The 19,671-nt window shown below is 67.7% G+C and carries 17 protein-coding genes; 7 read left to right on the top strand and 10 right to left on the bottom strand.

The window, feature by feature from the left end:
• Nucleotides 1-158: 158 nt before the first annotated feature.
• A complete protein-coding gene (locus ACP2AH_RS17330; protein WP_425106931.1) occupies nt 159-1,313 on the bottom strand; it encodes an ABC transporter substrate-binding protein in 1,155 nt (384 codons plus the stop codon).
• A gap of 265 nt (nt 1,314-1,578) precedes the next feature.
• Here ACP2AH_RS17330 and fabG point away from each other — a divergent pair, with 265 nt between their 5' ends.
• Nucleotides 1,579-2,358: a 3-oxoacyl-ACP reductase FabG gene (gene fabG / locus ACP2AH_RS17325; protein WP_425106930.1), complete on the top strand. Its 780-nt coding sequence runs from the start codon at nt 1,579-1,581 to the stop codon at nt 2,356-2,358.
• 12 nt (nt 2,359-2,370) lie between these two features.
• On the opposite strand, the gene ACP2AH_RS17320 is transcribed toward fabG, so the two are convergent.
• Entirely contained in the window at nt 2,371-3,618 is a 1,248-nt protein-coding gene (locus ACP2AH_RS17320; protein ID WP_425106929.1) for a porin, read from the bottom strand.
• A gap of 154 nt (nt 3,619-3,772) precedes the next feature.
• Here ACP2AH_RS17320 and ACP2AH_RS17315 point away from each other — a divergent pair, with 154 nt between their 5' ends.
• Together ACP2AH_RS17315 and ACP2AH_RS17310 are read left to right on the top strand one after the other, a co-directional pair.
• Complete coding sequence (locus tag ACP2AH_RS17315; RefSeq protein WP_425106928.1) at nt 3,773-5,812, top strand: NAD(+) synthase; 2,040 nt, start codon at nt 3,773-3,775, stop codon at nt 5,810-5,812.
• 56 nt (nt 5,813-5,868) lie between these two features.
• On the top strand, nt 5,869-6,615 hold the full coding sequence (locus ACP2AH_RS17310) for an LOG family protein (protein WP_425106927.1): 747 nt from the start codon (nt 5,869-5,871) through the stop codon (nt 6,613-6,615).
• Between the two features lie 6 nt (nt 6,616-6,621).
• On the opposite strand, the gene ACP2AH_RS17305 is transcribed toward ACP2AH_RS17310, so the two are convergent.
• The gene (locus ACP2AH_RS17305; RefSeq protein WP_425106926.1) at nt 6,622-7,695 is read right to left on the bottom strand and encodes an alpha/beta fold hydrolase; all 1,074 of its coding nucleotides are present in this window, start codon (nt 7,693-7,695) and stop codon (nt 6,622-6,624) included.
• An 81-nt stretch (nt 7,696-7,776) separates the two neighbouring features.
• Nucleotides 7,777-8,634 carry a carbohydrate kinase family protein gene (locus tag ACP2AH_RS17300; RefSeq protein ID WP_425106925.1) on the bottom strand — a complete coding sequence of 286 codons (858 nt, stop codon included), beginning with the start codon at nt 8,632-8,634 and terminating at the stop codon, nt 7,777-7,779.
• A 178-nt stretch (nt 8,635-8,812) separates the two neighbouring features.
• Here ACP2AH_RS17300 and ACP2AH_RS17295 point away from each other — a divergent pair, with 178 nt between their 5' ends.
• From ACP2AH_RS17295 to ACP2AH_RS17280, 4 genes are all read left to right on the top strand, one after another.
• Nucleotides 8,813-9,658 (top strand): fumarylacetoacetate hydrolase family protein, encoded by an 846-nt coding sequence (locus ACP2AH_RS17295; RefSeq protein WP_425106924.1) that lies wholly within the window; start codon nt 8,813-8,815, stop codon nt 9,656-9,658.
• Between the two features lie 95 nt (nt 9,659-9,753).
• Nucleotides 9,754-9,996, top strand: coding sequence for a BON domain-containing protein (locus ACP2AH_RS17290; protein WP_425106923.1), 243 nt, complete (start codon nt 9,754-9,756; stop codon nt 9,994-9,996).
• 218 nt (nt 9,997-10,214) lie between these two features.
• A complete protein-coding gene (locus ACP2AH_RS17285; protein WP_425106922.1) occupies nt 10,215-12,533 on the top strand; it encodes a propanediol/glycerol family dehydratase large subunit in 2,319 nt (772 codons plus the stop codon).
• Nucleotides 12,530-12,961, top strand: coding sequence for a diol dehydratase small subunit (locus ACP2AH_RS17280; protein WP_425106921.1), 432 nt, complete (start codon nt 12,530-12,532; stop codon nt 12,959-12,961). The genes ACP2AH_RS17285 and ACP2AH_RS17280 overlap by 4 nt, the downstream gene beginning before the upstream one ends.
• A gap of 31 nt (nt 12,962-12,992) precedes the next feature.
• Here ACP2AH_RS17280 and glpK read toward each other — a convergent pair whose 3' ends face one another.
• The 6 genes from glpK to ACP2AH_RS17250 form a co-directional block, all read right to left on the bottom strand.
• Nucleotides 12,993-14,492: a glycerol kinase GlpK gene (glpK, locus tag ACP2AH_RS17275; protein WP_425106920.1), complete on the bottom strand. Its 1,500-nt coding sequence runs from the start codon at nt 14,490-14,492 to the stop codon at nt 12,993-12,995.
• 199 nt (nt 14,493-14,691) lie between these two features.
• Nucleotides 14,692-16,449, bottom strand: a complete 1,758-nt coding sequence (locus ACP2AH_RS17270; RefSeq protein WP_425106919.1) for an ABC transporter substrate-binding protein — start codon at nt 16,447-16,449, stop codon at nt 14,692-14,694.
• Nucleotides 16,450-16,507: 58 nt separating this feature from the next.
• Entirely contained in the window at nt 16,508-16,825 is a 318-nt protein-coding gene (locus tag ACP2AH_RS17265; RefSeq protein ID WP_425106918.1) for a DUF2160 domain-containing protein, read from the bottom strand.
• An 11-nt stretch (nt 16,826-16,836) separates the two neighbouring features.
• Nucleotides 16,837-17,658 carry a carbohydrate ABC transporter permease gene (locus ACP2AH_RS17260; RefSeq protein ID WP_425106917.1) on the bottom strand — a complete coding sequence of 274 codons (822 nt, stop codon included), beginning with the start codon at nt 17,656-17,658 and terminating at the stop codon, nt 16,837-16,839.
• Nucleotides 17,655-18,557 carry a carbohydrate ABC transporter permease gene (locus tag ACP2AH_RS17255; protein WP_421698760.1) on the bottom strand — a complete coding sequence of 301 codons (903 nt, stop codon included), beginning with the start codon at nt 18,555-18,557 and terminating at the stop codon, nt 17,655-17,657. Before ACP2AH_RS17255 ends, ACP2AH_RS17260 begins: the two co-directional genes overlap by 4 nt.
• Nucleotides 18,557-19,660 carry an ABC transporter ATP-binding protein gene (locus ACP2AH_RS17250; protein WP_425106916.1) on the bottom strand — a complete coding sequence of 368 codons (1,104 nt, stop codon included), beginning with the start codon at nt 19,658-19,660 and terminating at the stop codon, nt 18,557-18,559. The genes ACP2AH_RS17255 and ACP2AH_RS17250 overlap by 1 nt, the downstream gene beginning before the upstream one ends.
• Between the last annotated feature and the right edge of the window lie 11 nt (nt 19,661-19,671).

Here is a 19,671-nt window from a genome sequence, read left to right as displayed (position 1 = left end):
GACACGCGGGCGGGTGCCGTGTGCGTCCTTCGAGGCCCGGCGCTGAGCGCCGGGCACCTCAGGATGATGAGGGTCTATCGCGACCCGTCATGCTAAGGTGCGGGGCAAAGCCCCGCCTCGAAGCACGCGAAAGGGCGCCACCTTCACGGCGGAACGATCTAGCCCCGCAGGCGCTTGGCGGCGTTCATCAGGTCGAGCGCCTTGTCGTAATCCGGCACGATGTCGTACTCGACCGAGCGCGCCATTTCCTCGTCCAGGCTGTCCCACTGGATGGCGTCGAGCTCGTCCTTGGTGAACAGGTCGAAGCAGGCTTTGTTGCCCATCTGCGCCACCGGGTTGAACGTGCCCTCGGCGAAGGCGACGGTGTGGGCGACATCGGGCGCCTGCACATATTTCAGGAACTCGAGCGCCAGCGGCGACAGGTTCGGGTTGTTCACCGTCGAGGTGATCTCGATCCAGGCGATGCCGCCCTTGCCGCCGGGCAGCGGGCCCTTCAGCGGGGTGATGCCGCGCAGGTTGGGGTGGCCGTCGGCGCGGGCGGGGGAGACCGAATAGGTGCCGCCGGTCATGTGCAGGTCGATCTCGCCGGAGATCAGGGCCTGGTTCATCGAGGCGATGTCGCCGATCAGCTTGGCGCCCTTGAAGACGCGCTTGGCGGTTTCCTCGAACTTGGCGAACTCGTCCGGCGTGTGGGTCTTGAACGGGTCGATGCCGGCGATGATGAAGATGTTGAAGACGTTCCAGTCGTCGGATTCGAGAATGCCGTATTTTCCGGCCAGAGCGGGGTCGTTGAACAGGTCCCAGCCGGTATCTTCCGCCGTCTTGCGTGAGATCTTGTCGGTGTTGACCACATAGCTGTAGGGCCCGAAGCGCTGGGCCATGCCGATCAGTTCGCTGCCATCGGCGCTCATCGCCCATTTATAGGGCGGCTTGAACATCGGCAGCATCTTGTCGAAATAGGGCTCGAACGCGGCCTTGGGCAGCGGCTTGATCAGCTTTTCGGGCAGCATCACCTTGCGTGCCCAGGGATTGTTGACGTTGATCAGGTCCCAGGTGTTGATCTCGCCGGCGCGCAGCCGGTTGATCATGGTGGGGTCGTTGGTCAGGCTTTCCGCCTTCACCGTCGCCCCGGTCTTGGAGCGGAACGGGTCCAGCACCTGAGCGGAGTTGTAGCCCTCCCAGCACAGGATGTTCAGCTCCTTCTCCCGCGCCGCGAACGCCTTGTTGGCGTTGAACAGCGGCCCGGCGGCGGCGAGCGCACCGAAGCCCGCCCCCATGCCTTTGAGTACCGACCTTCTCGAAACAGGCGCCATCTCGAAGTCCCCTGGATTGTTGGCGCGGAACGTCGAGCGGCCGCGCATGCGTTCGGCATTCGTCTTGCGGCATCCGTGTTGGGCGGATGTGGTAGATATGTTGGACTGTGTGTGATCCTAAACATCTGGATTTGGGCTTTACAACACCAAATTTGCGGCTCAACCTGATGAAAAGGAGGGCAGCCTGTTTTGCAGGCATGCCAGCCGACGGCATTGTCATTTGCCGGATAACAAACTCCAGAGAAGCATCGGGACCCGCCGCATCATGTTTACCTCGCTTGAAGGCAAGACCGTCATCGTCACCGGGGCCAGCAAGGGGATCGGGCGCGGCCTCGCGCTGCGCTTCGGCCAGGCCGGGCTGAACGTGCTGGTGGTCAGCCGTTCGCTCGCCGAGGCCGAGAAGGTCGCCGCCGAGATCGGCCCCAAGGCCTCCGGCTTCGCCGCCGACGTGACCAAGGCCGAGGACATGGCGGCGATGGCCGCGGCGGCGCTCGACCGCTACGGCGCCATTGACGTGCTGTGCGCCAATGCCGGCATCTTCCCCGCTGCCAAGCTCGGCGAGATGACGGGCGAGGATTTCGACCATGTCATGGGCACCAATCTCAAGGGCACCTTTCTCTCCGTCTCCGCCGTGCTGCCGGCGATGAAGGCGGCGAAGAAGGGCCGCATCATCATCACCTCCTCCATCACCGGGCCGATCACCGGCTTCCCCGGCTGGACCCATTACGGTGCCTCCAAGGCCGGGCAGATGGGCTTCATGCGCACGGCGGCGATCGAGCTGGCGCCGTGGAACATCACGGTCAACGCCGTCATGCCCGGCAACATCCTCACCGAGGGCATGGAAGGCATGGGCGAGGCCTATATCGCCTCCACCGCCGCCTGCGTGCCGATGAAGAAGCTCGGCAGCGTGTTCGACATCGCCAATGCGGCGCTGTTCTTCGCCAGCGAGGAAGCCGGCTACATCACCGGGCAGGGCATGGTGATCGATGGCGGCCAGGTGCTGCCGGAATCGCCGATGGCGCTGGACGAGATGGGCGCCGCCTGAGGCGCTCCCCGCTCAAAAGGTGGCGGCGAACATCAGCATCAGCTGGCTGGCGGCCTGGTCCGCCAGCGGCAAGCCCTGCGCGGCGGGCCGGAAGCCGTCCGCGCGGTAGAGATTGTAGTCATATTGCAGCGTGGCGGTGAACGGCCCGACCGGGCTCCAGCTGATATTGGCGCCGACGTTCCAGTTGCCGATGCCTGACGCGCCATAGGTGATCTGCGCCAGCGGGTCGTCGATATCGAACCGGCCATAGCCGCCGAAGAAGGCCGAGTTCCACCGGTCGTTCCAGTTGTGCAGATACTGGCCGACCGCGCTCCAGCCGCGCACCCTGAGCAATGAGCCGTCCAGCCGCTGGAACGCGTCGGGCGCGCTGAGGCGCCCGCTGGGGTCGATGAGGCCGAGATAGGAGGTCGCCCCGTCGGCATAGGCGGCCTGGAGATAGAGCGTGTCGCCGGTGCCCAGCGCCGGCAGGTTGAACATCACCCCCGCCTGCAGCGCATAGCCCCAGTCGTTGGTGGCGGCGCCGGTGCGCTCGCTCACCGGCGCCTGGGCGATCTGGTGCAGCGCGGCGGAAAGCTGGAAATTGCCCCAGTCGCCGGTCTGGCCGAAGGTGGCGACGATTTCCGGCACGCGTACGGCGCCAGTCGCCGTGGGGTCATCCGGCAGCAGAGTCGCCGTCTCCGCCACCACGGGCAGGATGCCATTGTCGCGCTCGGTAGAGCCCTCCAGCGCCAGTTGGGCGGAGAAGCCATCCGCCAGCTGCCAGGTGTAGCCAAGCACCGGAGTATGCGTCTGGTCGCCGATGGTCGCCGGGTCGGTGCCCAGCACATTGGCGTTGGCGTAGAAGTCGAAGAAGGACTGGTGATAGCCGAGGGTGAAACCGGCGAATTCGATGCGCATGTCTTGGGGTTCGAAGTCGAACCCGTCAGCCAGCCCCGGCCCCCAGGGGTCGGCGGTGCGCCAGGTCAGGCGCACATCGGTGAAGGAGCGCAGCGGGCCATAATCGGTCTGGCTCCGCGCATCGGTGACGAAGCCGAAGGTCGACACCGAGTAGGAGCGAGCATTGGCGCCGGGATAATCGGTGTAGCTGTTGGCATAGGTTTGCGCCCAGAGATAGCCGCCGATCCGCAGGCAGGTGCCGGTTTCCGGGACGAGGACGAAGCCCGGCCCTTCCGCCGTGCAGGCGCGCAGAAGGCGGGCGGAGACGGAGGACGGCACATCGGCGCGGGCTGCCGGCGCGAGGGCGCAAAGCGTGGCGAGCATCACGGCCGCCCACCCGCCCACGCCGCGCCATGCGGTGGCACCGCCGCGCGGAGGGCACGTCGGGTTGTGTGGCGGGCGTCGCCGTGCGGCTTTTGCTGGTTCACAGCGCATGAGACGTTAAATATCAGCGGATCATTGCATTGGTGAGGGCGTAATGGCCGATTCGCACTGTCTCTACCGCCACGGCTTCCTGCGCCTCGGCACCGCCGTGCCGCGCGGGCGGGTGGCGGATGTCGGTTTCGCCCTCGCCGAACATCTCGCTCTGGCGCGCGACGCGCAGGCGCGCGGCATCGGCGTGCTGCTCTACCCCGAACTCGGCCTGTCCTCCTACGCCATTGACGACCTGCTGTTTCAGGACGCGCTGCTCGACCGGGTGGAGGCGGCGATCGCCGAGATGGTGGCCGCCTCGCGCGATCTGTTTCCGGTGCTGGTGGTCGGCGCGCCGCTGCGTCGCGAGGGCCAGCTGTTCAACACGGCGGTGGTGATCCATCGCGGCGCGATCCTCGGCGTGGTGCCGAAGTGCTACCCGCCGAACTACCGCGAATTCTACGAGCGCCGGCACTTCGCCCCCGGCCTCGGCACGACGGGCAGCATCGCGGTGGCGGGAATGGAGGTGCCCTTCGGCACCGACCTGCTGTTCCGCTCCGGCGGCGCGGTGCCCTTCACCTTCCATGTCGAGATCTGCGAGGATCTGTGGGTGCCGCTGCCGCCCTCCACGCACGGCGCGCTGGCGGGGGCGGAAGTGCTGCTCAACCTGTCCGCCAGCAACATCACCATCGGCAAGGCGCGCCACCGCCGGCTGCTCTGCGCTGGCCATTCCGCCCGCTGCCTCGCCGCCTATGCCTATTCCGCCGCCGGGCCGGGCGAATCCACCACCGACCTCGCCTGGGACGGGCAGGCGGCGATCTTCGAGAATGGCGACTGCCTCGGCGAGAGCGAGCGCTTTCCCGAAGGGCCGACGCTGCTCGCCGCCGATGTCGATCTCGAGCGCCTGCGCCAGGAGCGCCTGCGCATGAACACGTTCGGCGAGAACATGCGCGAGGAGGGCGCAGCGGATTTCCGCCGCATCGGCTTCGCGCTCGAAACCCCGCCGGCCCCGGCGCCGCTGCAGCGGATCTTCGAGCGCTTCCCCTATGTGCCTGATGACCCGGAACGCCTCGCCGAGGATTGCTACGAGGCCTACAACATCCAGGTGCAGGGCCTCGCCCAGCGCCTCGCCTCGTCAGGCGTCCGCCGCGCGGTGATCGGCGTCTCCGGCGGGCTCGATTCGACGCAGGCGCTGCTGGTGGCGGTGCGAGCGATGGACCGGCTCGGCCGGCCGCGCAGCGACATTCTCGCCTATACGCTGCCGGGCTTCGCCACGTCGGATGCCACCCGCGCCAATGCGCAGGCGCTGATCGAGACGCTTGGCGTCACCGGCGGCGAGATCGACATCCGCCCGGCGGCACGGCAGATGCTGGCCGATCTCGGCCACCCCTTCGCCGGGGGCGAGCCGGTTTATGACGTGACCTTCGAGAATGTGCAGGCGGGGCTGCGCACCGACTATTTGTTCCGCCTCGCCAACCAGCAGGGCGGGCTGGTGGTCGGCACCGGCGACCTCTCGGAGCTGGGGCTCGGCTGGTGCACCTATGGCGTCGGCGACCACATGTCCCATTACAACGTCAACGCCTCGGTGCCGAAGACGCTGATCCAGCACCTCATCCGTTTCGTCGCCGCCTCGGGCGACGTGTCGGCGGCAACCGCGCGGGCGCTGGAAGCGGTGCTCGCCACCGAAATCTCGCCGGAGCTGGTGCCGGCGGAAGCGGGCGCCACCATCCAGTCGACGCAGCAGGTGGTCGGGCCCTACGCCTTGCAGGACTTCAACCTCTACTACCTCACCCGCTACGGCTTCCGCCCCTCGCGCATCGCCTATCTCGCCTTGCATGCCTGGGGCGATGCCGCACGCGGCGCCTGGCCGGCAAATGTGCCGGCGGAGGACCGGCGCGCCTATTGCCGGGCCGAGATCCGCCACTGGCTGCGCCTGTTCCTCAAGCGCTTCTTCGCCAACCAGTTCAAGCGCTCGGCCCTGCCGAACGGGCCGAAGATCAGCTCGGGCGGCTCGCTCTCGCCGCGCGGCGACTGGCGCGCGCCGTCCGATGCCAGCGCGCAGCTCTGGCTCGACGAGCTCGACGCGAACTTCCCCGAGGACGCCTGAGAACGCCAGCCCGCAGGAATGAGGAGCCGCGCGGCCGGCCGCGCGGGCATGACCCGATGACGGACGACACCACCCCGCACAGCTACCGCCTCGCGGCTCTGGATCAGGATTTCATCCTCGGTGATTCCATGCGCGGCGTGCGCTTCCTGCTGGAATATGCCAAGCCGGAGGAAGAGCTGCGGCGCTGGCGCATCCGCTCCACCCTCGTCGTGTTCGGCTCCGCCCGCGTGCGCGCGGACGGGCCGGGCCGCCAGCCCTTCCTCTATGAGCAGGCGCGCGCCTTCGGCCGCCTCGCCTCCCAGCGCGGCGGCGCGCTCGATGTGGCGGAAGGCGGCTACCGCGACAATGTCATCGCCACCGGCGGTGGGCCGGGAATCATGGAAGCCGCCAATCGCGGTGCCTATGAGGTGGCGGCGCCGAGCATCGGCTTCAACATCTCCCTGCCGCATGAGCAGGTGCCGAACCCGTACACCACGCCGCAGCTCACCTTCCGCTTCCACTATTTCGCCATGCGCAAGATGCACCTCGCCATGCGCGCCAATGCGCTGGTGGTGTTTCCCGGCGGCTTCGGCACGCTGGACGAGCTGTTCGAGATCCTCAATCTGCAGATCACCGGCAAGGCCCCGGCCGTGACGGTGGTCCTGTTCGACGAAGCCTATTGGCGCTCCGTGGTCAATTTCCAGGTGCTGATCGACGAGGGCATGGTGAGCGCGGCGGAAGTGGCGAGCCTGCGCTTTGCCGACACGGCGGAAGACATCTGGACCCAGCTTGTTGAGGGCGGGCTGAAGCTTCCCGCCCGCTGACGGCGCTCAGGCGCGGGCGGCGATCCAGGCCGCGATGAGCGGCCACACCTGCCGGTGCGCCTGCCGCCCGGCGAGAATGGCGAGGTGCTGCAACCCGACGCCGATCTCGGCCGGGTGCTCGATGATCTCCGTGCTGCCCGCCGCCATACGGGCGAAAAACGGTGCCACCGCCGCGCGCGGGCCGATTTCGTCGGCTCGGCTCACCGCCGCCAGCGCCGGCAGGCGCAGCGTCTGCGGGCCGATGACCCGGCCGCCCATCTCCAGCCGCCCGGCGGTGAAGCGGTCCTCACGGTAGAGCCATTCGACCAATTCATGCACGAGCTTGCCGGCCAGCGGCACCTCGTCGAGCGCCCAGCGGGTGAGGCGCAGATGCAGGGCGAGCGCCGCCGGATCGCCGAGGCTCAGCGCCCCATCCAGCCAGCGGTGCCAGACAAAGGTGCCGGGCGCGAGCAGGGCGCAGGCCTGCCCCAGCTGCGCCCCGGGCACAAGGCCGTCTTCCGGCGTGCGGTCCTCCCGCGCTGCCACCGCGTCGCGAAAGGCGCTGGAGCCCGGCGCGAAGCTCAGCGGCGCGGCGAGCAGCACCAGCGCGCGGAACTGCGCCGGTTCCAGCGCCGCCGCCAGTGCCGCCAGCGTGCCGCCAAGCGAATGGCCGAGCACCACCGGCGCCCCCGCGCCGCGCGCCGCCACCGCTTCCGCCGCCGCCCGCACGGCGCGGGCATAGTCTTCCAGCCCGTGCGGCGCCCCGCCGGCCACGGGCGGTCGCCATTCCACGAGATGTACGTCGAGCCCATGGGCGAGGCCCGTGCCGACGACGCTCATCTGCGGCGCGAGGTCCCAGACATAGGCGCGCTTGATCGGCGCGGGCACCATCAGCGCCGGCGGGCCTTGGGGTGCGGTGTCGCTGGTGTAGTGCCGCAGCCGCCAGAGCGGGGTCTCCGCCACGATCTCATAGGGGTGCTCGGCGAGGCCGTAGCCGAGCAGGTCGAGCGTGCGGGCCTGTGCCGCGCGCCAGCTCTCCTGCGCCGCGCGCTGCGTCGCCCGGGCGAAGGCGAGCGGGTCGGGGAACGGCGCATCGGGCATGGCGTCCTCCATCACCGGTGTCGGCACCGCCGACCGGTTGCACCAGCCTAGCACGGGAGGGGCCGTTCGCCTTGATGCGGGTCAGTCGGTCGCGGCGAGCACCGTGGCGAGCGGCAGCGGCGGCGGGCGCTGGAAGCCGGGCGCGCCGGCCAAGACCCGTCCGGCGATCTCGATGCCCCGCCGCGCCGCGGCCGCCCCCGGCGAACCGGCGAGCCAGCCATCGATGAAGCCGGCGGCGAAGGCGTCGCCCGCCCCGGTCGTCTCAGCGGGCGCGGCCAGCGCAGGCACCGGGAGCGTCGTGCGCCGCTCCGCCTCGCACAGCAGCACCGGCCCCGCGCCCTGCGTCACCACCAGCGACCGGAGGTGGTCGCCGCCGATCGCCCGCGCCTGTTGAAAGGCATCCGCGCCGGTGAACAGCGCATGGTCGGCGCTGGAGGCGATGAGCACCTGAGCCGGCCGGCTTTCCGTGCGCTCCAGCGGCACCTGCGCCACCACCGGCAGGCGCGCGGCCAGCGACTCCAGCAGTCCCGGCACGGCACGGCGGAGATTGACATAGGCGAGGTCGGCCTCAAGCGCGGGCAGGCTTGTGAGCCGGCGCGCCTCCGTGCTGGCCGGCGCGATGATGGTGCGTTCGCCCTCCGGCCCGATGAGAATATCGAGCGGGACGGTGGGCGCGTCGGTGTCGCGCAGATAGCGCAGATCGAACCCCATCGCTTCCAACTGGCTCCGGCACGCGCGGCCGGCGGCATCGGTGGAGAGCGTCGCCACCAGCGTCACGCGGTGGCCGAGCGCGCGCAGCGCCGCGCCGGTGTTGAAGCCGCCGCCACCACAGCGCAGCGTGATCTCGCCCCGCGTCAGCCGCTCGCCGGCGCGCAGCGGGGCGGTGAGGCGCCAGAGGCGATCGACATTGACGCTTCCGATCACCAGCACATGCGCCATGGGGTTCCTCCGGGGCGGTTCGCGCCCGCCGCCTCGGCGCGAGCGATAGGGGCGAGCGCGGGGTTTGACAAGCGCCCGCCGGCCGCCGCGCGCCTCGACGCCGCCGCGCTTTGCCGCTACCTCTAGGCGGCGCCGGGCTTTGCAGCACCGGCGGTGACGGGCACAGGGAGACGGGCCGATGAAGCTGGTGCGCTATGGCGAGAGCGGGCGCGAGCGCCCCGGCCTGATCGACGCGGATGGCGTGCTGCGCGATCTCTCCACGCTGGTGGCCGATATCGAGGGCAAAGTGCTGGTGCCGGAAAGTCTCGCCCGGCTGCGCGACCTCGACACGTCGGAGCTCCCCGTGGTCGAAGGCGCCCCACGCCTCGGGCCGTGCGTCGGGGCGGTCGGCAAGTTCGTCTGCATCGGTCTCAATTATCTCGACCATGCCGAAGAGGCCGGGATGCCGATCCCCGCCGAGCCGGTGATCTTCCTCAAGCCCACCAGCTGCATTGTCGGGCCGAACGACGCGGTGGAGATTCCGCGCGGCGCCACCAAGACCGATTGGGAAATCGAGCTGGGCATCGTCATCGGCAAGCCGGCTAAATATGTGGCTGTCGAGGACGCCTATGACCATGTCGCGGGCTATTGCATCGTCAATGACGTGTCCGAGCGCTCCTTCCAGCTGGAGCGCGGCGGCACCTGGGACAAGGGCAAGGGCTGCGACACCTTCGGCCCCATCGGTCCCTGGCTGGTGACCACGGACGAGATTCCCGATCCGCAGGCGCTCGACATGTGGCTGGAGGTGGATGGGGTGCGCCGGCAGACCGGCTCCACCCGCACCATGATCTTCGATGTGCCGACGGTGGTGTCCTATGTCAGCCAGTTCATGAGCCTGCAGCCGGGCGACATCATCTCCACCGGCACGCCGCCGGGCGTCGGCCTCGGCATGAAGCCGCCGGTCTACCTCGCCCCCGGCCAGACGATGCATCTGTCCATCACCGGGCTCGGCGAGCAGCGCCAGACCACCGTCGCGGCGGGTTGAAGCCGGGCCGGTTGCGGCAGATCAAGGCGCCGCGCGCGCCGCTGTGCTGATCTTTTCCCGTTCACGTCCGCCTGTGGTCGACGTGGGAGGGTGCCATGCCGGATGCCGAGCTTAACCGCCGCCTGCGCGACGCCGTGGAGCGCATTCTGAGCGATGCCGAGGTCGAAGTCGGCATCTGCCGCGACAAGCGCATCATCACCCTGACCGGGCGCGTGCCGACGCGCGGCCTGCAGATCAGCATCGAGGATGCGGTCGGCCGCCTCGCCGGCGGGTTCACCATCGTCAACCAGGTGAAGGTCGAGCCGCCGCTCTATTGCCGGACCGTGCGGCTGCATTGAGCGCGTGCGGCGCCGATTGGCGCGCTCCCCTTGAAGCGTTGAGACCTTGATCGACAGGCGTTCCCGGGCAAGGCGACGCAGACCATCTCCTTTTATGTCGATCGCCGCGGATTCCGCTTTCTCGACATCGGACAGGCGGCCGTCTTCTCCTTTATCCTGCTCATCGTCGTCACCATCCTGACGCTGGTCCTGTTACGGGCCATGAGGGAGGTCTGAGCATGACCGATATGCCGCCGAAAGCTGAACCCCAAAGCTCCAATCGCTGGCGCCGCTTCGCGGAATGGGACGAGCGCCCGCTGCGTTATGACCTGTTCGCGGCGGAAAACCCGGAAGCCGGCTTCTCCGTGTTTCGCAGCCCCTATGACCCCGCGCCCTCGCTCAGCGTCGAGGGCGGCCGGGTGACGGTCATGGATGGCAAGGCGGAAGCCGATTTCGACATTCTGGACGCCTTCATCGCCGCCCATCACATCGACCCCGTCATGGCCGAGACGGCGATGGCGATGGACCCGGGCGAGATCGCCCGCAGGCTGGTGGATATCAATGTGCCGCGACAGGAGCTTGAGGCGCTGGCGCGGGGGCTGACCCCGGCGCGCCTCGCGGAAGTCGTCGGCCGTTTGTCCGCGCTGGAAATCGCCTTCGCCTATTCCAAGATGCGCCAGCGCCAGACCCCCGGCAATCAGGCCCATGTGACCAACGCCAAGGACGACCCGCTGCAGCTCGCCGCCGATGCCGCCGTCGCGGTGGCGCTGGGTTTCGACGAGATCGAGACCACGATGCGCGTCTCCTCCAATAGCTGGGCCAATGCACTGGCCTGTACGGTGGGGGCGGCGGTGGGGCGCGGCGGGGTGCTGTTCCAGTGCTCCATCGAGGAGGCGGAGGAGCTGCAGATCGGCCTCGCCGGGCTCGCCTCCTATGCCGAGACGGTGTCCGTCTACGGCACCGAGCGCGCCTTCATCGATGGCGACGACACGCCGTGGTCAAAGGCGTTGCTGACCGCCGCCTATGCCTCGCGCGGCATCAAGGCGCGCTGCACCTCCGGCGCGGCGGCGGAACTTCTGATGGGCTTTCACGAGCAGCGCTCGCTGCTTTATCTCGAAGCGCGCTGCCTGTGCCTGCAGCGGGCGATGGGCGTGCAGGGCACGCAGAATGGCGGCATTGACGGCGCCCCGCTCACCGCCTCCATGGCCGGCGGCGTGCGCGAATTGATGGCGGAAAATCTCATCGCCGTCTGGCTCGGGCTTGAATGCGCCTCCGGCAATGATTGCCGTACCAGCGAGTCGGAAATCCGCGTCGGCGCCAAGATCACGCCCTATCTGCTGGCCGGCTCCGACCTCATCTGTTCCGGCTTCGGCTCGATCAAGAAATACGACAATTCGTTCAACCCCTCGCTGTTCAATGGCGAGGAAATCGAGGACTATCTGCTGCTCCAGCGCGATTTCCAGACCGATGGCGGCCTCACCCCGGTGGAGGAGGACCAGGTGCTGGGCCTGCGCGTGCGGGCGGTGGAAGCGCTGGCGGCGGTCATGGAGGAGCTCGACCTCGGCACCGTGCCGCGGGCGCGGATGATGTCCGTCGTGTTCGCCTCCGGCTCGGAGGAGACGCAGAGCTACAGCGCCGGCGAAGTGACGCCGATCAGCGCCGCCATCAAGGCGCGCGGCATTACCGCGCTCGATGTGGTGCGGGCGCTGGGGAGGCGCGGCTACACCGAGGAGGCGGAAAACCTGCTTCTCATGCTGCGCCAGCGCATTTCCGGCGACTATCTTCAGACCTCCGCCCTGGTGCGCGACGGGCGGGTGCTGAGCGCCATCAACGACCCCAACGACTATCGCGGCCCCGGCACCGGCTACCGCATGCCGGAGCCGCGCTGGCAGGCCGTGCAGGGCATCCGCAACGTGCTCACCCGCGAACGCGTGCTGGCGGCAGAGAATGTCGTCGGCGAGGCGGTGGGCCAGGCGGCGGGCGAGGCGGACTGGCTGGTGCCGGCCGGCGTCGCGGCGAAGGGCAGCGATCCGCATGAGGTGGTGATCGGCGTCAGCCCGGCCTTCGCCCGGCAGCTGCACCAGACCACCGCCGGCCATGCGCTCTCCGACGTGGTGGCGGCGCTGGTCGACGGCATCGAGGCGGGAGGCGGCACGGCGCGGCTGGTGCGGATGATGCACACCGCCGACACCTCCTTCCTCGGCCTCGCCGCCGCGAGGCTGTCGGGCTCCGGCTTCGGTATCGGCATACAGGCCAAGGGCACGACGGTGCTGCACCAGGCCGACCGCATGCCGCACATGAATCTCGAACTGTTTTCCAATGCCCCGCTGACCGGGTTGGAACATTACCGCGCCCTCGGCCGCAACGCCGCCCGCCACACCTACGGCGAGGCGCCCGAGCCGGTGATGGTGCCCACCCATGGCGAGGCGCTCGGCGCGCGCTTCCATGTGCGGGTGGCGCTGCTCTACGCCATCGAGACCGGTCTGATCGATCTCACTGTCCACCCCATCGAACTCACCTACCGCCCCGCCCGGCCGGTGACGGAGGCTGCCCAATGAGCGCGAAACCCATGAGCGATCTCGACCTCTACCCCGTCGCCGAAAAGGCCCCGGAACGGGTGGCGACCCCCACCGGCAAGCCGCTGTCCGCCCTCACCCTGGACGCGGTTCTTTCTGGCGAGGTCGGCAATGAGGACATCGCCATCACCCCGGAGGCCTTGATATTGCAGGCGAATATCGCCCGGGCGGCGGGGCGCGCGACGCTGGCGGAGAATTTCGAGCGCGCCGCCGATCTGGTACGCGTGCCACAGGACCTCATCCTCGACACCTATGAGCTGCTGCGCCCCGGCCGCGCCCGTGATGCCCAGCAGCTTCTCGACCGGGCGGCGCTTCTGCGCCGCGACTACGGCGCCACCCGCGTCGCCGCCCTTATCGAAGAGGCCGCCGCCGTCTATACCAGGCGCGGCCTCTTCGTGAAGAGATACTGAGTGATAACAATGACTTGAAAGGTGTGCCGCCTCAGGGCAGGGTGAGGCGGCGCACGGCATCGCGCCAGCCGGCGAGCTTGGACTCGCGCGTCTCGGCCGGCATGACCGGATCGAAGCGGTGGTCGAGCCGCCAGGAATCGGCGAAGCGCCCCGGCGCCGGCATGATGCCGGCCTGGTGCCCGGCGAGATAGGCGGCGCCGAGTGCCGTCGTTTCGCGGATCACCGGCCGGTCGACCGGCGCGGCGAGGAGATCGGCCAGGCGCTGCATAGCGAAGTTGGAGGCCACCATCCCGCCATCGACACGCAGCACCGGCGTGCGATGGCCCGTGGCGCCGGAGCGCGCCCAGTCGGCATTCATCGCCTCGATCAGGTCGGCGGTCTGGTAGCAGACGCTTTCCAGTGCCGCGAGGCAGAATTCGGCGGGCCCGGAATTGCGGGTGAGGCCGAACATCGCCCCGCGGACATCTGGGTTCCAATGCGGCGCGCCGAGGCCAACAAAGGCCGGCACGAGATAGACCTGCTGGGCCGGATCGGCGGCATCGGCGAGCGCTTCGCTCTCCGCCGAGTTCTTGATGATGCCGAGCCCGTCGCGCAGCCACTGCACCGCCGCGCCGGCGACGAAGATTGACCCTTCCAGCGCATAGGTCCGCTTCCCGCGGAGCTGATAGGCGATGGTGGTGAGCAGCCGGTTCTCCGAGACGACGGCGGTCGCCCCTGTATTGAGCAGGGCGAAGCAGCCGGTGCCGTAGGTTGATTTGATCATGCCTGGCTGGAAGCAGGCCTGGCCGACCGTCGCGGCCTGCTGGTCGCCGGCGATGCCGCCAATGGCGATGGCCCCGCCGAGCAAGCGAGGAGCCGTGGTGCCGAAATCGGCGGCGCAGTCCTTCACCTGCGGCAACATCGAGCGCGGCACGCGCAGAAGGGCGAGCAGATCATCGTCCCAGGTGCCGTTATGGATGTTGAACAGCAAGGTGCGGGCGGCATTGGTGGCGTCGGTGGCATGCACCGCACCGTCCGTGAGTTTCCACAGCAGCCAGCTGTCCACCGTGCCGAAGGCGAGCTCTCCGCGCTCGGCGCGGGCGCGTGCGCCGGGGACATGGTCGAGAATCCAGCCGATCTTGGTGCCGGAGAAATAGGGATCGAGGATCAGCCCGGTGCGCTCGCGCACCAGTGCCTCATGCCCTTCCGCCTTCAGTTTCGCGCAGAGTTCGGCGGTGCGGCGGTCCTGCCAGACGATGGCGCGATGGATGGCCGCGCCGGTCTTGCGATCCCACACGATGGTGGTCTCGCGCTGATTGGTGATGCCGATGGCGGCGATGTCGGCGGCGGTGAGGCCAGCCTGTTCCATCACCGCGCGGCAGGTGGCGAGCGTCGTCTGCCACAGATCCTCCGCCTCATGTTCGACCCAGCCGGAAGCGGGGAAATGCTGCGGGAATTCCTGCTGCGCCTGTGCCGCGATGGAGGTGTCCGGCCGGAACAGGATGGCACGCGAGGAGGTCGTCCCCTGGTCGATGGCGAGAAGATGGGTCACGAGGCGCTCCGCGAAAAGGCGTCATCCCGGCGAGGGCGGCGCGTGCAAGGTGCCACCTCTGCGGAACGTGGTCTATGTCGGGCGTCCTGCCGTCCGCGACGGACAGCGGGCGAGACAACGTCCCGGACGGCGGGGGCGTCCGGGACGCAGGGGCCGGGCACCCTTTCGGGTGCTCCGGCATTGGATCGATGGACCCGCGTCAGTTCTTCTTCGGCGGGGTGGCCGGCCAGGAGTTGATCAGCGTGTCGTAGTCGATGGTCTCGCCCTGCGGCTTCTCATTCGCGAGCTTGGGCTGCGGGGCGAGGTTGCCGGATTCCTTGGCGAGCTTCACCCAGTATTCCATCGGGTGCTTCTCGTTCAGCTTCGGGCCGCATTCGCCCTGCACGCCGGACTTTTCGAGGCGCGCCATCACCGATTCCTGGGCTTCGGCAAGGGCGGTCATCGCTTCTTGCGGGGTCTTGGCGCCGGAAGAGGCGTCACCGATGTTCTGCCACCACAGCTGGGCGAGCTTCGGGTAGTCCGGCACGTTCGCGCCTGTGGGCGACCACTGCACGCGGGCCGGCGAGCGGTAGAACTCGATCAGGCCGCCGAGCTTGGGCGCGCGCTCGGTGAAGCTCTTGTCCCAGATGTCGCTTTCGCGGATGAAGGTGAGGCCGACATGGCTCTTCTTCAGCGAGACGGTCTTGGAGGTGACGAACTGGGCGTAGAGCCAGGCGGCCTTGCGGCGGTCGACCGGGGTCGACTTCAGCAGGGTCCAGGAGCCGACGTCCTGATAGCCGAGCTTCATGCCGTCCTTCCAGTAGGCGCCCTTGGGGCTCGGGGCCATGCGCCACTTCGGCGTGCCGTCGGCGTTCATGACCGGCAGGCCTTCCTTCACCATGTCGGCGGTGAAGGCGGTGTACCAGAACATCTGCTGGGCGATGTTGCCCTGGGCCGGCACCGGGCCGGCTTCGGAGAAGGTCATGCCGAGCGCCTGCGGCGGCGTGTACTTCTTCAGCCACTCGATATACTTGGTGATGGAGTAGACGGCGGCCGGGCCGTTGGTGTCGCCGCCGCGCTCGACCGTCGAGCCGGTGGGGCGGCAGCCTTCCATGCGGATGCCCCATTCGTCGACCGGCTTGCCATTGGGCAGGCCGCGATCGCCGTTGCCGGCCATGGAGAGCCACGCATCGGTGAAGCGCCAGCCGAGCGAGGGATCCTTCTTGCCGTAGTCCATGTTGCCATAGACCTTGACGCCGTTGATCTCCTTCACGTCGTTGGTGAAGAAGTCGGCGATGTCCTCATAGGCCGACCAGTTCAGCGGTACACCGAGATCGTAACCGAACTTCGCCTTGAACTTGGCCTTGATGTCCGGATTGGTGAACCAGTCGTAGCGGAACCAGTAAAGGTTGGCGAACTGCTGGTCGGGAAGCTGGTAGAGCTTGCCATCTGGCGCAGTGGTGAAGGAGATGCCGATGAAGTCCGGCAGGTCGAGGGTCGGAGAGGTAACGTCCTTGCCCTCGCCGACGATCCAGTCGCTCAGCGGAATGGCCTGCTTGTAGCGGAAATGCGTGCCGATGAGGTCGGAATCGTTCACCCACGCATCGTAGATGTTCTTGCCCGACTGCATCTGGGTCTGGATCTTCTCGACCACGTCACCTTCCTGGATGAGGTCGTGGGTGAGCTTGATCCCGGTGATCTCGGAGAAGGCCTTGGCGAGAACCTTCGCCTCATATTCATGGGTGGTGATGGTTTCGGAGACGACGTTGATCTCCATGCCCTTGAACGGTTCGGCAGCCTTGATGAACCATTCCATCTCCTTCATCTGCTCGTCCTTGGAGAGCGTGGAGGGCTGGAATTCGCTGTCGATCCACTTCTTGGCGGCGGCCTCGTCCGCGCGCACGGGCGCGGCGAAGGCGATCAGCGCCATGGCGCTGGCGGCCAGCAGAAGCCGGCCTCGGCTCATTGTCGGCAACATGGGTCTTTCCTCCCGTTCATTCCCAGAAATCACGCGGCTTTCTGCCGCTTAGGCGACTTCACACGAGGCGGAACACCGCCAGCGCGTAGACAAGGCAGAGCGCGAGCGCCCAACCGAGATTAGGTCCCACCAGGGCGAGCCAGGCGAGGTTGATGAAGGCGCTGCCGAGCAGCGTGATGAACAGCCGGTCGCCGCGCGTGGTGGGAATGCCGAGCACGCCGACCCGGGCGCGCTCCGGCCGCCACAGCGCCAGCACGGTGAAGATGGCGAGCAGGGCGGCGATGCTGGCGAAGAAGGCCGCCGTCGGCCAGGTCCACGCCATCCAGGCCGTGTTCTCGGCGAGCCGTTCCATGAAGGGCGACGAAGCGTTTTCCATGCCGTCCTTCCTCACACCCGCCCGAGGGCGAAGCCCTTGGCGATGTAGTTGCGCACGAACCAGATGACGAGCGCGCCGGGGATGATGGTGAGCACGCCGGCGGCGGCGAGCAGGCCCCAATCCATGCCGGCGGCCGAGACCGTGCGGGTCATCGTCACCGCGATCGGCTTGGCGTTGGTGGCGGTCAGCGTGCGCGCCAGCAGCAGTTCCACCCAGGAGAACATGAAGCAGAAGAAGGCCGCGACGCCGATGCCGCTCGCGATCAGCGGCATGAAGATCTTCACGAAGAAGCGCGGGAAGGAATAGCCGTCGATGGCCGCCGTCTCGTCGATCTCGCGCGGCACGCCGGACATGAAACCTTCGAGAATCCACACGGCGAGTGGCACATTGAACAGGCAGTGCGCCAGCGCCACGGCCCAGGGCGTGTCGAACAGGCCGATGGCCGAATAGAGATTGAAGAAGGGCAGGGCGAACACGGCTGGCGGGGCCATGCGGTTCGACAGCAGCCAGAAGAAAAGGTGCTTCTCGCCCACGAAGCTGTAACGCGAGAAGGCATAGGCGGCCGGTAGCGCCAGCGTGATCGAGATCACCGTATTCAGCGCCACATAGGTCAGCGAGTTGATGTAGCCGGAGTACCAGCTCGAATCGGTGAAGATCTTGATATAGTGCTCGAATGTAATGTCATTCGGCCACAGGGTGACGCCGGAATTGATCTCGAAATTCGTCTTCAGGCTCATATTCACGAGCCAGTAGATCGGCAGGATCAGGAAGGCGAGATACAGCGCCATGACCAGGGTACTGCCGCGCGAGGAGGCGTGGGACGAGGCGCTCATGCCGGGTTCTCCTCCTGCCGGCGCTCGGTCCCGGCATGCGTCATCACGGTGTAGAAGACCCAGCACAGGGCGAGCACGATGAGGTTGTAGACGAGGCTCATGGCCGCCGCCTTGCCGAGATCGAACTGGCCGAGAGCGATCTTCACGAGGTCGATGGACAGGAAGGTGGTGGCGTTGCCAGGCCCGCCGCCGGTGAGCACGAAGGGCTCGGTGTAGATCATGAAGCTGTCCATGAAGCGCAGCAGAACCGCGATCAGCAGCACCCGCTTCATCTTCGGCAATTGGATGGTGGTGAAGATCGCCCAGCGCGAGGCGCCGTCGATCCGTGCGGCCTGGTAATAGGCGTCGGGGATCGACTTGAGACCGGCATAGCACAGGAGCGCGACCAGGCTCGTCCAGTGCCACACATCCATCACCACGATGGTGATCCAGGCCGCGAGCGGGTCGCCCGTGTAGTTGTACTCAATGCCGAGCGCGTTGATCGCCCAGCCCGCAAGGCCGATATCGCCGCGCGCGAAGACCTGCCAGATGGTGCCGACCACGTTCCACGGGATCAGCAGCGGCAGCGCCATGATGACGAGCGTGGCGGCCACCTTCCAGCCTTCACGCGGCATGGACAGTGCGACGAGGATGCCGAGAGGCACCTCGATGGCAAGGATGATGGCCGAGAACAGTAGGTTCCGCACCAGCGCATCGAGGAATCGCCCACCGAACTCGGTCGAGGGATCCAGCAGTTCCTGGAACCAGCCAAGGCCGTTCCAGAAGAACTGGTTGTTGCCGAAGGTGTCCTGCACCGAATAGTTCACCACCGTCATGATCGGCAGGATGGCCGAGAAGGCGACGATGAGGAAAACGGGGGCGACCAGCAGCCAGGCGCGGTTGTTGACGGGCTTGTCCATCACAGGGCTTCCTCGCGGCCGGCAGGCGCGCCGGGCACCAGCACGCCATTGGCGTAGATGTGGATCTGCCGGGGATCGAGCGTCAGGCCGGCGCTATCGCCGTCGAGCGACAACTCCTCCGGGACCATGGCCGCCGCCGGGTTGCCTGATATCTCGATGCGGGCGATGCGGGCGCGCCCGATATCCTCGATACGCGTCACCTTCACGGGCAGGCCGTGGCCCGGCTTCGCCAGCGTGGCGAATTCCGGCCGCACGCCGAGTTCGATCCGTTCCCCCGCCGGCAGGGCGGGATAGGCCCGCTCCAGCGCGATGGCGACGCCACCCACATGGGCGGTGCGCCCCTCGACCTTTGCCGGCAGCACATTCATGCCCGGCGAGCCGATGAAATGGCCGACGAAGGTGTGCGCAGGGCGCTCGAACAGCTCTTCCGGCGTGCCGGTCTGCACCACCGCGCCGTCATGCATGACGACGACGGTGTCGGCGAAGGTCAGCGCCTCGGTCTGGTCATGCGTCACATAGATCATGGTCAGGTCGAGCGCGCGGTGGAGTTCCTTCAGCGACGAGCGCAACTGCCATTTGAGATGCGGGTCGATGACGGTGAGCGGCTCGTCGAACAGGATGGCGGCGACATCCTCGCGCACCAGCCCGCGGCCGAGCGAGATCTTCTGCTTGGCGTCGGCGGTGAGGTTGGAAGCCTTGCGGTCGAGCACCGAGCTCATGTCGAGCCGGCTGGCGATCTCCTCGACGCGGCGGGCGATGGCCTCGCGCGGCATCTTGCGGTTCTTCAGCGGGAAGGCGAGGTTCTCGCGCACCGTCATCGTGTCGTAAACGACGGGGAACTGGAAAACCTGGGCGATGTTGCGCGCCTCGGTCGGCAGCCGCGTCACATCGCGATCGTCGAACAGGATGCGCCCGCGTGTCGGGATGACGAGGCCCGAAATGATGTTCAGTAGCGTGGTCTTGCCGCAGCCCGACGGTCCCAGCAGCGCATAGGCGCCGCCCTGCCGCCAGACATGGTTGATCTCTTTCAGCGCGTAGTCCTGCGGGCCGCGCGGGTCGGGCCGGTAGGCATGGGCGAGACCGTCGAGGGTGATGCTGGCCATGGTGCTCTCCC

It is taken from the genome of Ancylobacter sp., from assembly GCF_965249975.1.
Lineage (GTDB): Bacteria > Pseudomonadota > Alphaproteobacteria > Rhizobiales > Xanthobacteraceae > Ancylobacter.
This window is presented reverse-complemented; position numbering and strand designations above follow the sequence as displayed.